The sequence below is a fragment of the Sphingomonas sp. CD22 genome, assembly GCF_034556155.1.
Taxonomy (GTDB): domain Bacteria; phylum Pseudomonadota; class Alphaproteobacteria; order Sphingomonadales; family Sphingomonadaceae; genus Sphingomonas.
The window spans coordinates 506099-519033 of record NZ_JAYDYX010000002.1 but is presented as its reverse complement, the minus strand read 5'-3'; the positions used below and the strand labels follow the sequence as shown (position 1 = coordinate 519033).

Genomic DNA, 12935 nt, shown 5'->3' with positions numbered 1-12935 from the left:
GTTGCGGGAGCGAGGTTCGTACGGCTTTCCCTCATCAGGCCGAGACGTCTGCGGATATTCGGTCGCTACACGCCACAGCCGTATCCCGGCGGCGGCCGGGGTCCATTTGGGTGAAGGGTCGTGGTGACTTACCGCGGCCTTCCCAACTGCGCCCCGGCCTTCGCCGGGGTACATCACGATCGCCCGGCGACAACGAGAGTGGCCGCCCGTCGCCGCGTCAGTCGTTGTCCGTCGCGGTCGCCGGGCGCGCCTTGTCGGGCGTCGTCCCGTCGCCGGTGAACGGCGCAAGGCGGAAGGCGACGCGGGCCGGCGCGAGCGGCACCCGATATTGCGGCAGCGGCTTGCCGAATTCGCTCCACTGCGTGTCACCGCCGACGCCCCATTGCGCGGAGTCGATCAACAGGGTCACCTGGCCGTGGGGGACGACGTCGGTCGATTTCCAGGTGCCGGGCTCGTGGCGGTCGAGATCGGCGTAAGGGAAGGCCAGCGCGTTGATCATCAGCGGCGTCGCACCCTGTACGCGCAGCCCGCGGCCGGCCCCCGAGAGTTCCATCCAGCGGACGTCGACCTTGTTGCCGGTCTCCTGCGGGCGGATGTAGTCGTGGTTCTGCTCGGCGATCGCACCGCGCCACAGGCCGATCGGCGCCGAGGTCTTGCGATCGACATAGCTTTCGTGCGGGCCGCGGCCATACCATTCGACCGTCGTGACGTCGGTCGGCATCGCGAAGGCGAGGCCGACGCGGAACGGCGGCGGCAGCTTGGTCTTCACCGGGGTCAGCGCGCCGGATACGTCGACCGTGCCGTCGCCCGCCATCGTGTAGACGCTGGTGAAGGTCGCATCGCCGTCGCCGAGTGCGTAATCGACCGTCACGCTCGCGCCGGCGTCGGTCTTCGCCGCGCGTATCGCGGTAACGCGGCGCGTGTCGCTCATCGTCTTCCACACCTTGAGCTGTTCGGCGGTGCCGATGCCGAGGTCGTTGTCGGTGACCGCACGCCAGAAATGCGGCGCGCCGCCCGAGGCGAGTTCGCGGCCGTCGGCGACGTAGCGACGCACCAGTCCGGTGGCGCGGTCGATCTCCAGGCTCGCCGGTCCGGCGGCGAGCGTGATCGTGCCGCCCGACTGGCGCACGTCGACCTTGCCCGCCGCCGCCGCCACCGCGACCACCGGTGCCGCGCCGAGCGCGAATTGCTCGAAGCCGACGGTCGCGCCGCCTGCCACCGCGGGCACCGCACCGGCCTTAGCGCGCACGCGCACCGTCACGAAATATTCGGCATCGGCCTTGCGCGCATAGGTTGCGACCGGCAGCACCATCGTGCCCGCGGCACGCGGCCCGACGCTCTGCGGCGGCAGCGCCCCCTGCGCGACGACGACGCCATTCTCCGCCAGCTCCCAGTCGAAGTCGAAGCCGGAGAGATCGCGGAAGTCGTGGCGGTTGCGCACGGTGACGCGCCCGCTCGCCGGATCGAAGCCGTCGAACTGCACCGGCGCATAGACCTTGCGCAGCTCGAACAATTGCGGATTGGGGGTGCGATCGGATTGTAGCAGGCCGTCGCCGAATTCAATGTCGCCGCCCGGATTGGGGCCGTATTCGCCGCCATCCCCCCAATAGCGCCGCCCGTCCCCGGTATAACGGTACATCGACTGGTCGACCCAATCCCAGGCGAACCCGCCCTGCAACTTGTCGGGATGGGCGTAGATCGTGTCCCAATATTCCTTCAGGTTGCCGCCCGAATTGCCCATCATATGCGCATATTCGCACTGGATCATCGGCTGTTTGAAGTTCCAGTTGGCGGCATAGTCCGCCATCCGCACCGCCGGATCGTACATCGGCGCGTAGATGTCGGCGAAATCGTTGGGGCGGTGATCGTGGATGCCGCCGAACGTCCCCCAGCCGAGATAGGAGATGAGCCGCCCCGGATCGCGCGTCTTCGCGGCTTCGGCGGCGGCACGGAAATTGGGGCCGATCCCCGCCTCGTTGCCGAGCGACCAGAAGATCACCGAGGGGTGGTTCTTGTCGCGCTCGACCATATTGGCGACGCGGCTGACGTGCGCGTCCTTCCAGGCGGGATCGAAGCCGATCTGATATTTGGCGCGCTCGTCGGGGACGCGATTGGCATAGTCCATATAAGCGTGGCTCTCGATATTCGCCTCGTCCATGACGTACAGGCCGTAGCGATCGGCGAGATCGTAGAGATACGGGTCGTTGGGATAATGCGAGGTGCGGATCGCGTTGATGTTGTTCTGCTTCATCAACTGGATGTCGCGCTCCATCGATGCGCGGCTGACGACGTGGAAGGTCTCGGGATCGTGCTCGTGGCGGTTGACGCCGCGGATCGTGATCGGCTTGCCGTTGACGGTGACCTGCCCGTTTCTGATCGCCACGGTGCGGAAGCCGATCGACCGGGCGGTGGATTGCAGCAGCGCGCCGCGCGCGTCGACCAGTTCGGTGACGAGCGTGTAGAGATTGGGCGTCTCCGCGGTCCACGGCTTCACCGCGGGTACGTCGGCGGTCAGCGTCAGCGTGCGCTCCGCCGCGGCGGCGGCGACTGGCTGCGTCCGGGTGAGCACCTGCCGCGCGCCGTCGAGCAGCACCAGCCGCACGCTAGCCGCATTGCCCGGCGTCACCGCGACGTCGACGGCGAGCCGGCCGTCGCGATCGGCCGCGTCGAGCCCGGCGTGGACGAACACGTCGCGCACGCGCAACTTGGGCGCCGCCATCAGATAGACCGAGCGCTCGATCCCCGAGACACGCCAGAAATCCTGATCCTCCAGATAGCTGCCGTCCGACCAGCGGAAGATCTGGATCGCGACCGTGTTCCTGCCCGGTCTGACCCAGCGGGTGACGTCGAACTCGCTTGGCAGCTTGCTGTCTTCGGAATAGCCGACCTTCTCGCCGTTCACCCAGACATAATAAGCCGACCCCGCCGCGCCGATGTGGAGGATGACGTCCTGCCCGCTCCAGCCGGCGGGCAGAGTGACGTCGCGGCGATAGGAGCCGACCGGGTTGGTCGCATGCGGGATCAGCGGGCGGTTGGCGGGGAAGGGATAAGTGATGTTGTTGTAGCGCGGCTGGTCGAAACCCTGCGTCTGCCAGTCGGCGGGCACCTTGATCTGCTTCCACGCCGACACGTCATAGTCGGGCCGCTCGAACCCGGCGGGCAGCCGGTCGGCGTCGGGGGAGAAAGCGAAGCGCCAGGTGCCGTCGAGCGAGACGTGGCGCGCGGACGCCGCCTCGTCGCCGGCGAGCGCCTTGGCACGGCTTTCGAACGGGAAGCCGGTGGCGCTGGCGGGCAGCTTGCCGCGCGCGAACACCGCGGGATTCTCCCAATCGGGGCGGGCCGGGTCGACCTGTACCGGCTGCACCTGCGGCGCGCCGTCCTGTGCCAGCGCCGCGCTCGCCACGACGCTGCCGATGATTCCCGCCCACAGCCACGTGTGCCGCATGGTTTCCGCTCCCTGTAATTGCCTTCGTTGTTGTCAGACATATCGGCTTATTCGGGCTGCGCAAGGCGCGACGGTGCGAGCGTATGCCGCCGCACGCCGCCTCGCCCGACGCCGCGACCACAGCCGCGTTGACGTGCAAAATCGCCGTCTCTAGTCTGACAAATCATAGGCCGGATACCGGCGCGGCAGCGATGCCTTTGGAGGGACGATGACGGGATCGACAGAGGCAGACACGCAGCATCGCCACCGCTGCGCATCCCCGGGGGTCACCCGCCGCACATTGCTCGGCGGGGCCAGCGCGCTGGTGCTCGCCGGGCCGGCGTTCGCCGCGGCGCTGCCCGTCGACACGGCGACCAAGGTCGAGCCGGTGCCGATGCGCAACGTCCGGCTCAAGCCGTCGCATTTCGCCGACGCCTTCGCCGCCAACCGCCGCTATCTGCTGTCGCTCGATCCCGAACGGCTGCTGCACAATTTCTACGTGTCGGCGAAACTGCCCGCGCCCAAGCCGGTCTATGCCGGCTGGGAGGCGCAGGGGATCGCCGGCCATTCGCTCGGCCATTGGCTGTCGGCCTGTGCGCTGGTCGTCGCCAACACCGGCGATCGCCAGGTCGCCGCGACGCTCGACCATGCACTCGCCGAGATGGCGCGCATCCAGGCGGCGCATGGCGACGGCTATTGCGGCGGCACCACCGTCGAGCGCGACGGCAAGACGATCGACGGCAAGATCGTGTTCGAGGAGGTGCGCCGCGGCGACATCCGCACCGGCGGATTCGACCTCAACGGCGGCTGGGTGCCGCTCTATACGTGGCACAAGGTGCATGCCGGGCTGCTCGACGCGCATACCCTCGCGGGCAACCCCCGCGCGCTGGGGATCGCGGTGGCGCTCGCCGGTTATCTGGCGGGCGTGTTCGAACCCTTGAGCGACGCGCAGATGCAGCAGGTGCTGCGCGCCGAACATGGCGGGCTCAACGAGACCTATGCCGAAACCTATGCGCTGACCGGCGATCCGCGCTGGCTGCGGATGGCGCAGAAGATCCGCCACAAAGCGGTGCTCGACCCGCTCACCGCGGGTCGCGACCAGCTCGCCGGGCTGCACGCCAATACGCAGATCCCCAAGCTGATCGGCCTCGCCCGCCTGTACGAACTGACCGGCGATCCCGCGCATGCCAGCGCGGCGCGCTTCTTCCACGACCGCGTCACCCACCATCATAGCTATGTCATCGGCGGCAATTCGGAGCGCGAGCATTTCGGCCAGCCCGACCAATTGTCGAAGCGGATCACCGAGGCGACGTGCGAGGCGTGCAACAGCTACAATATGCTGAAGCTCACCCGGCACCTCTATGCCTGGGAGCCCAAGGCGCAATGGTTCGACTATTACGAGCGCGTCCAGCTCAACCATATCCTCGCGCACCAGCGGCCCGATACCGGCCAGTTCGTCTATTTCATGCCGCTGTCGGCAGGCGCACGGCGCAGCTATTCGACCGCGGAGGAGAGCTTCTGGTGCTGCGTCGGTTCGGGGATGGAAAGCCACGCCAAGCATGCCGATTCGATATACTGGCACGACGCGGGTAGCGCGGGGACGCTCTACGTCAATCTCTACATCCCGAGCAGCCTCGACTGGCAGGGACTGGCGCTCGACCTCGACACGCGCATGCCGACCGAGGGCGAGGCGACGCTGACCGTCCGCCGTGCCGGCCGTGGCGCGCGGCCGATCGCCCTGCGCATCCCCGGCTGGGCGCAGGACGCGCGCGTCGAACTCAACGGCAAGCCCGCGCCGGCGACGATGCGCGACGGTTATGCGGTGCTCGACCGGCGCTGGCAGGCGGGCGACCGCATCCGCGTGACGCTGCCGATGCGCCTGCAGGCCGAACCGACGCCGGACGATCCCAATATGGTCGCCTTCACCCACGGCCCGCTGGTGCTCGCCGCCGACATGGGTGCGGCGGCGGAGGCGTTCGACGGGCTCGGCCCGGCGCTCACCGTCGACGGGCCGGTGACCGCCGCGCTCAGCGCCGCGGCCGGGCCGCATCGCTTCACCGCGCGCTCGGCGCTGGGCGAGCCGCTCCAGCTCAGCCCCTTCTACGCGCAATATGAGCGGCGCACCGCGGTCTATTTCCCGACCTTCACCGCGGCATCCTGGGCGACCGCCAAGCCCGATTATCTGCGGGCGCAGCAGGAGCGGCAGGCGCTCGCCCGCCGCACCGCCGACGTCGCCTATCTGGGCGAGATGCAGCCCGAGCGCGACCACGCCTTCACCGCGAGCAAGCCCGAGACGGTGCAGCTCCACGGCCGTTCGGCGCGCAAGCTGCGCGCCGGCGAGACGATCGCGGTGACGCTGCAACGCCGCCCCGGCCCCGCGGTGCTGCGCGTCGTCTATTGGGGCGGCGACGTCGGCAATCGCGAGCTGGCGATCAGCGTCGACGGCACGCCGCTCGCCACCGACGCGCGCGAGGCCAAGGCGCAGGAGGGCTTCGTCGCGATCGATTATCCGCTGCACAGCGCGGGCGAACAGGGCAAGGCCGCGGCGAAGGTGGTCTTCACCGGCAAACGCGGCGAGGTCGACATCTACGAGGTCCGCATGCTCGCCGCTCCGACCACGGCGCCGGGTTCGGTGGCGTGACGCGGCCCGGCGTGCTGCTGGCGGCGCTGCTGCTCGGCACCGCCGCGGCACCTGCGCCGTCGGTGACGCAGCCGGTGACCGTTGTATTGCGCCCGGCGGTGGAGCGGCCGTCGACGGTATTCGAGGGCTGGGGAACGGCGCTCGCCTGGTTCGCCAACGTCACCGGCGGCTGGCCGGAGGCGGAGCGCAGCCGGCTCGCCGATCTGTTCTACACGCCGCAGGGGCTCGGCTGGACGATCGCGCGCTACAATATCGGCGGCGGCAATGCCGCGGACGCCAAGCCCTATCTGCGCACCGGCGCCGCGGTGCCGGGCTTCTGGCGGCTGCCACCCGGCACGCAGGCCGACGACTGGCGTGCCGACGATCCGCGGATGTGGGACTGGTCGCAGGACGCCAACCAGCGCTGGTGGCTCGACGCGATCCACGCGCGCGCGCCGGGCGCGATCTTCGAGGCCTTCTCCAACTCGCCGCCGTGGTTCATGACCGTCTCTGGCAAGGTCTCCGGCGCGGAGAAGCGGACGGACGACAATCTGCGGCCGGGCGCCGAACGGGCCTTTGCCGAGTATCTCGCGCGCAGCGTGGAGGAATTGCAGCGGCGGCATCATATCGCCTTCCGCACGCTGTCGCCGGTCAACGAGCCCAACACCGATTATTGGTATGCCGCCAACACGCAGGAGGGCGCGCACTGGAGCCCGGCGCGGCAGGCGGCGATGATCGACGCAAGCGATGCGGCGCTGAAGAAGCGCGGGCTGGCGACGGTCGTCTCGGCACCGGACGAGACCAATGCGCGGCTGTTCCTCGCCGATATCGCGGCCTATCCGCCCGCGACGCTGGCGCGCGTCGGGCAGCTCAACGTCCACAGCTACGGCACGCTCTACCAGACGGGGGTGCGCGACGCCGCGCGCGCGGCGGGCATCCGGCTGTGGATGAGCGAGAACGATACGCCGCTCGACGGCGACCGCGAGAATTTCGACGGCATGCCCTCGGCGCTCGCCTTCGCCGATCACGTCGTCGCCGACCTCAAGAAGCTCGAGCCGGCGGCCTGGGTGTTCTGGCAGGCGGTGGAGAACCTGTCGGGCGGCAACGGCAAGCCGACCTCGAACTGGGGGCTGATCAAGGCCGATCTGGCGGCACCGGCGGCGGGGCCGCATGCGATCCACGTCACCCGCAAATATTGGGCGATGGCGCAGTTCAGCCGCTATATCCGGCCGGGCTATCGACTGGTGCCGGTCGACGATCTCGACACCGCGGGCGCGCTGTCGCCGGATGGCAAGACGCTGGTGCTGGTCCACGTCAACGGCGGGGTGACGCCGCGACGGCTGGCGGTGCCACAGGGCTGGCGCGCGCAGGCGGTGCTGACCGATGCGACGCACGATGCGCGCTGCGTGGCAGGGGTGGCCGCGCCGGCGCAGTCGGTGGTGACGCTGGTGCTGACGCGCGGGCGGGCGGCGGCGGCGTGTCCGGCGGGGTGAAGGGCGGCTTGGTGGGTCCGGTCAATGCGACTCGCCATCGCGGCGCGAACCGAGGCAGCGCGTCAGCATAGCGAAAGCAATATCTCCCTTCCCGCAAAGGGGCGAATTGGGAAAGTCAGCGTCGCTGCACCGTCATAGCATGCCGAGGTTGTGCAACCATTGTTTGACCTGTCCGGGCCACTCGCGGGAGATCGGATCGGCAGTTGGACGCATCCCAAAAGCATGCCCCCCCTTGGCATAGATGCGCATATCGACTGGCACACCCGCATCGTTGAGCGCCAGAGCATAGGCCAGCGGCTGCCGAACCGGGTCCGTGGGGTCGTTCATGGCGTGGAGGATCAGTGTTGGTGGCGCCTTGCCGCTGATCGTCACCCACGGCTTTAATTCGAGGCTGTTCCTACCCTTGCTGTCGTCCAACATGCGGGCTGTGTAGGCGATGATCGCGAAGTCGGGCCGTGGAGATTGCCGATCAGCCGCGTCTGTAATTGGATAGGTGCGCTCTTCGGTGTTGCTCATGTTCGCTGCAAGGTATGCACCTGCCGAAAAGCCAATGACACCGATCTTATGGGGGTCGAGTTCATAGGATGAGGCTTGCTGTCGGAGCAGCCCCATCGCGCGTTGTGCATCCTCCAATCCCAATAGCACCTTGGGCCGCTTCTGCTTATCGTTCTCCCTCGGCCATACCTGCGGCACGCGATATTTCAGTACGGCGCAAGTCATGCCCTGCAGCACCGCCCACTCGCAGATTTCGGTGCCCTCCAGATCAAGCGCGACTACTTCAAACCCACCGCCAGGCAGGACAAGCATAGCGCTTCCGACGTTGCGACCCTTGGGCCGATAAACTGTCATCGTCGGTCGAGTAACATAGCTCGACCAATGCCATTTACGTCCCCCGACAAGGCCTGTCCCGTTGCCGATCCCTTCGGGACGGTCGCCAGAATCTGGCTTCACGAGCGGCATGCTTGCCGGCCAGAGCGGTATTTGAACTCCACCCTGCGTAGATCGCCAGACGCCCGCCCGCTCATTCTTCGGCAAGGGTTCGTTCGCTGACGAACTATCAACTTTGCCAATCTGACCGCACGCTACGCTAGCGATTCCGGCTGCAAGGAGGATGGGCACAACAAACTGGAACCGCGACAAAGCTCACCTCCTGCTGCGAGAGCGCAATCCATTCGAGCGTCGGTCTGATTGCAGAAGCGAACCGTAACGGTTGGATCTTACCGTGCAACCAGTGCCTTCCAGTTTTGGAACGGGTACCGGGAAAGTCACCACGTCAATCTAGGCGATACCCCACGAGGGGCCGTCCTTCCTAAATGCGTCCCCTAATGCTTTTCCCCTCGCGCAAGCGCTTTTCACTCGATCGTCCACTCCCAATAACCGTCCTTGCCGCTGCCCGTCGTCAGCCGCAGGTAGCGCGTGCGCAGCGCGTGCGGGAGCGCGATCGGGGAGCCCGAGCGGGCCGCCGTCGGCACCACCGTGCGCCACGTCCGGCCGTCGTCGGACGCCTCGATCCCGATCGTATAGGCCTGCGTCGCATATTCCGGTCGCAGCCGACTGCCCGTCACCGCGCGGACCGCGCCGAGATCGGCGACCAGCGTCGCCGGCCCCTTGCCGCCGCCACGCCACAAGGTCGTGTAATTGTCGTCCGCCGCGCGCGCCGGGCCATAAGCCGCGTCGCCGCGCGTCCCCGACGCCTGCCAGCGCAGGCCCCGCGCCCGCGCCGGGGCGAAGCCGGTCACGGCGCCGCCATGCGACGGCGCCACCCGCGCCAGCGCGCCGTCGGCGCCGATGCGCAGCGGATCGACTGCGACCTGGCGCAACACCTCCTCGCCGCCGCGCGGCCACGGCAAGGCCTGACGATGATAGAGGATATACGCCTGCCCGCCGCTGCGGAACACCGCATGATGGCCGGGGCTGATGATGTCGCGGCTGGCGTCGGTGCTCAGGATCGGGCTGTCCGCCGCCTCCCTGAACGGGCCGAACGGCGTGTCGCCGATCGCATAGCGGACCTTGTAGGTGTCCTTGGTGGTGTTGCCGTCGCTATAGGTCAGCGCATAGCGCCTGCCCGCCTTCACCATGAACGGCCCCTCGAAATAGTTCGCGGGGGTGACGTCGCGGGGCGTACCGTCGAAGGTCACCATGTCGGGCTTCAGTTTGCCGACGAAGCAATGGCCGTTGGTCCAGTTGAGCCCCGATCCCCAATAGAGATACGCCTGCCCGTCGGTGTCGATGAACGCCTCGGCATCGATCATATGATATGCGGGGGCGAAATCCTTGGCGACCAGCGGCTTGCCGCCATTGGCGTCGGCCCAAGGCCCGGCCGGCGCGGGCGCGCTGCCGACCCAGATCTCGCTGCCGACCGAGACGTACATATACCAGCGGCCGTTCGCCGCCTTGACTACCGACGGCGCCCAGACCTTGGAATCGCCCGAGGTCGGGCTGGTCGCCGCGCGTTTGGTCGGCCAGTTCGGCTGCGAAAAGGTCCAGTCGCGGCCATTGTCCGAGGTCCACAGCCCCAGCGTATCGCCGCCCCACGGATCGATCGTCGCGAAGACGTACCAGCGGCCACGATCGTGGACGATCGACGGATCGGCGAAATAGCCGGGCAGCAGCGGATTGCCCGCCCCCGGTGCGTCCCAGCGCGCCGGCGCGTCCGCCGCCATGACCAGCAAGGCCGCGGCGGGCAGCAGCGCGCGTGCGACGAGGGATCGGATCGTCATCGGGTCAGCCTCCATGGGTGGGGTGCGTCTCGCCATCGAGTTCGCTCGCCTCGCGCACCACCGCGACGCTGTCGCCGGTGTCGCGCATCTCGTACAATTTGCCGCGCGCATTGTGGAACGGGCGGTGCAGCACCATCATCAGGCCGCCGTCGAAGCGGCGGAAGATCATGCCGTGGCCGCTGTCGGCGCGGACCAACGGCGGCAATTGCTCCCACGGGCCCGCGAGATCGCCGCTGCGCGAGCGGGCGACGCCTTGCACGTACGAACCGCGATCGTCATAGCTCGACCAGAGCATCAGCAGCCGGCCGGTACGGGTGCGGAACAGCTCCGGCCCGTCGGTGACGTAGATCTTGTCGCCCTCCTGCTGCGGCCGGCCCGATGCCCAGGGCGCCTCCGAGGCGCGGAACAGCAAGCGCGGCTTGCCCGCCGCCTTGAGCGTCGCGTCGAGCGGCAGCGCCTCGATCGTGCCGTCGCGCGCCTGCACCCATTCGTGCGCGTAGACCAGCCACGGCTTGCCGGCGCGATCGACGTGGAGCGTGCCGTCGAGCGTCATCAACTCCTTGGGCGCGATCGGGTCGCCGTCGCGCAGCAGCGTGAACGGTCCGCCGAGCCGGTCCGCCACCGCGAGCACGGTGCCGCGGCGATGCGTCCCCGGCTTGGCGAGCCCAGCGCTTTCGTTGTGGAAGGTCGCGAACAGATACCAGCGGCCGCGCCAGCGATGCACCTCGGGCGCCCAGGCGCCATCGTTGGCCCAGGTCCCCTCCGGCAGCGTGAAGACGATCGTCGGGCGCGTCCAATGCTGCAGGTCGTGGCTGGTATAAGCCATGATGCCGAGGCGCCGGTCGCCGGTCATCTCCGCCTGATTGGTGGTGAACAGCCAATAGGTGCGCGTCGCGGTATCGGCGACGATCCACGGATCGTGCAGCGGCATCGCCGGCATCGTCAGCGGTGCAGGGGCGGGCGCCGGCGCGGCGGCGACGGGCAGCGCGAGCGTCAGCGCCAGGACAGCACGCCACATCATCGATTCTCCTGCACGGTAACCATCAGCGATCTGCCCTCCGGCGGCAGGATCAGCCCGAACGCGGTCTCGTCGCCGTTGAGCAACCGCTCGCGCACCCAGCGACCGCCGTCGAAATGTCCCTCCTCGACGGTGACGAGCTGGACACTGCCGGCCGCGCCGAGCCTCGGCGCGAACGTCACATTGGCGCTCGCCCCGGTGAGCAGGAAACGATCGGGCGCGGCGCGCGCGACGATCACCCGCCCGGAGAGGTCCTTGTTGCCCTGCCCGCGGGGCCCGCCATAGCCGTCGCGCACCTCGCCGAAGCGCGCGACAAGATCCACGTCGCCGAAGACGAGCGGCACGTTGGCCATACCGTCTTCCTCGACCGCGACGCGCACCTGCCCCGCGTCGCGCAGCGGCAGCAGGAACGGGCCGGCCTCGCGCAATAGGCGATAGTCGAGCGCGATCGGCTCCTCCGCCGGCTGCCCGTCCTTGAGGCCGAAGCCCTCGCCGATGCCGAATTTGCCGATGCCGACGGCATAGGGCTGCGCCAGCGTCCAGAAGGCGTGGCGGGCATGCGCCATGCTGCCGCCCGTCTCGGGCACGAACAGCGGATTGCCCGGCACGTCATAAGCGCGCGCGATCTCGGTATAAGGCGCGACGTTGGTGTCGTAATTGTCGACGCCGACGACGTCGATCGCCGGCGCCAGCGCGCGCCATTGCGGCAGCAGCCACGACACCGCGCCGCCCGAAGGCGAACTGTCCCCCGGCCGCAGCAGACCGGGCTGCTCGCGCGGCCAGACGTTGACGTAGAGCGGCAGGTCGTAGGCGCGCTTCCCCGCCGCCGCGACCGCGCCGATATAGCGCGCGGTGTGATAGGCCATGAACGCCTCGGGCGCGCGCTCGGCGTAATTGGCGGTCCAGTCGCCGGGCCTGGCGCCCGGCATGTCGGCGGGCACCGCGGCGCGGAACAGCGACTCGGCGGCGGAGGAATGATCGCGATCGGCGCCGAGCGTCCCCGCCTCATTCTCCACCTGCACCATGACGACGGTGCGCCGCCCGTCGACGGCTTTCAGATGTGCCGTCAATGCCCCGAAGGCGCGCGCATCGGCGTCGCGGCTGGCGGCGGCGATCGGCGACAGCACCTCGACCGGCTTGCCGTCGGCACCGACCACCCGCGGGAAGCGCGCGGTGTCGCGCTTCACCCAGGCGGGCGTGTAGCTCATGTTCGCGTTCTTCCACGTGCCGAACCACAACAGCACCAGCCGCACCTGCTGCCGACGCGCCTCGGCGATCAGCCCGTCGACTACCGCCCAATTGAACCGGCCCTCAACGGGCTCGACCGTTTCCCAGCCGACCGGCGCCATCACGATATTGGCATGGCTGCGCGCGATCGCCGGCGCGAGGCGGCGCATCTCGTCGGGGAAGCCACTGGAATTGTTGAGCTGGATGCCGAGCAACAAGAACGGCTGGCCATCGACGCGCAGCGTCGGCTTGCCCGCGGCGGTAGCGACGAAGCGGCTGTCCTGCGCCGCCAGCGGCGTCGCCACCGCGCTGCCCGCGAGCAGCAGCGCGGCAGCGACGCGACCGATGCCGGACGTCCGGGCACGCTGCGTCACCGACCGTCGCTCCATCATCCGCTCCTGCCCTATTCTATATGTAGGACATGACTGGCGCC

7 protein-coding genes are annotated in these 12935 nt (G+C 68.6%); 2 read left to right on the top strand and 5 right to left on the bottom strand.

From position 1 onward, the window contains the following. Positions 1 to 217: 217 nt before the first annotated feature. Positions 218 to 3445: a glycoside hydrolase family 2 TIM barrel-domain containing protein gene (locus SFC76_RS05780; RefSeq protein WP_322848511.1), complete on the bottom strand. Its 3228-nt coding sequence runs from the start codon at positions 3443 to 3445 to the stop codon at positions 218 to 220. A gap of 208 nt (positions 3446 to 3653) precedes the next feature. Here SFC76_RS05780 and SFC76_RS05775 point away from each other — a divergent pair, with 208 nt between their 5' ends. Further along, positions 3654 to 6065, top strand: coding sequence for a glycoside hydrolase family 127 protein (locus SFC76_RS05775; RefSeq protein ID WP_322848510.1), 2412 nt, complete (start codon positions 3654 to 3656; stop codon positions 6063 to 6065). After that, on the top strand, positions 6062 to 7537 hold the full coding sequence (locus SFC76_RS05770) for a glycoside hydrolase (RefSeq protein ID WP_322848509.1): 1476 nt from the start codon (positions 6062 to 6064) through the stop codon (positions 7535 to 7537). The genes SFC76_RS05775 and SFC76_RS05770 overlap by 4 nt, the downstream gene beginning before the upstream one ends. Positions 7538 to 7669: 132 nt before the next feature. Here the strand turns inward: SFC76_RS05770 and SFC76_RS05765 are convergent, their stop codons facing one another. The 4 genes from SFC76_RS05765 to SFC76_RS05750 all read right to left on the bottom strand — a co-directional run bounded on the left by SFC76_RS05765 (position 7670) and on the right by SFC76_RS05750 (position 12894). Continuing rightward, positions 7670 to 8386 (bottom strand): alpha/beta hydrolase, encoded by a 717-nt coding sequence (locus SFC76_RS05765; RefSeq protein ID WP_322848508.1) that lies wholly within the window; start codon positions 8384 to 8386, stop codon positions 7670 to 7672. Positions 8387 to 8889: 503 nt separating this feature from the next. Continuing rightward, entirely contained in the window at positions 8890 to 10257 is a 1368-nt protein-coding gene (locus tag SFC76_RS05760) for a family 43 glycosylhydrolase (RefSeq protein WP_322848507.1), read from the bottom strand. 4 nt (positions 10258 to 10261) lie between these two features. After that, complete coding sequence (locus tag SFC76_RS05755) at positions 10262 to 11278, bottom strand: glycoside hydrolase family 43 protein (RefSeq protein WP_322848506.1); 1017 nt, start codon at positions 11276 to 11278, stop codon at positions 10262 to 10264. Further along, on the bottom strand, positions 11275 to 12894 hold the full coding sequence (locus SFC76_RS05750; RefSeq protein WP_322848505.1) for a DUF5597 domain-containing protein: 1620 nt from the start codon (positions 12892 to 12894) through the stop codon (positions 11275 to 11277). The genes SFC76_RS05755 and SFC76_RS05750 overlap by 4 nt, the downstream gene beginning before the upstream one ends. Between the last annotated feature and the right edge of the window lie 41 nt (positions 12895 to 12935).

What these genes read in the sequence shown, in the direction of transcription:
- SFC76_RS05765 (WP_322848508.1), bottom strand. Translation starts at nt 8,386, where the DNA reads ATGACAGTTTATCGGCCCAAGGGTCGCAACGTCGGAAGCGCTATGCTT.
- SFC76_RS05755 (WP_322848506.1), bottom strand. Translation starts at nt 11,278, where the DNA reads ATGATGTGGCGTGCTGTCCTGGCGCTGACGCTCGCGCTGCCCGTCGCC.
- SFC76_RS05775 (WP_322848510.1), top strand. Translation starts at nt 3,654, where the DNA reads ATGACGGGATCGACAGAGGCAGACACGCAGCATCGCCACCGCTGCGCA.
- SFC76_RS05780 (WP_322848511.1), bottom strand. Translation starts at nt 3,445, where the DNA reads ATGCGGCACACGTGGCTGTGGGCGGGAATCATCGGCAGCGTCGTGGCG.
- SFC76_RS05750 (WP_322848505.1), bottom strand. Translation starts at nt 12,894, where the DNA reads ATGATGGAGCGACGGTCGGTGACGCAGCGTGCCCGGACGTCCGGCATC.
- SFC76_RS05760 (WP_322848507.1), bottom strand. Translation starts at nt 10,257, where the DNA reads ATGACGATCCGATCCCTCGTCGCACGCGCGCTGCTGCCCGCCGCGGCC.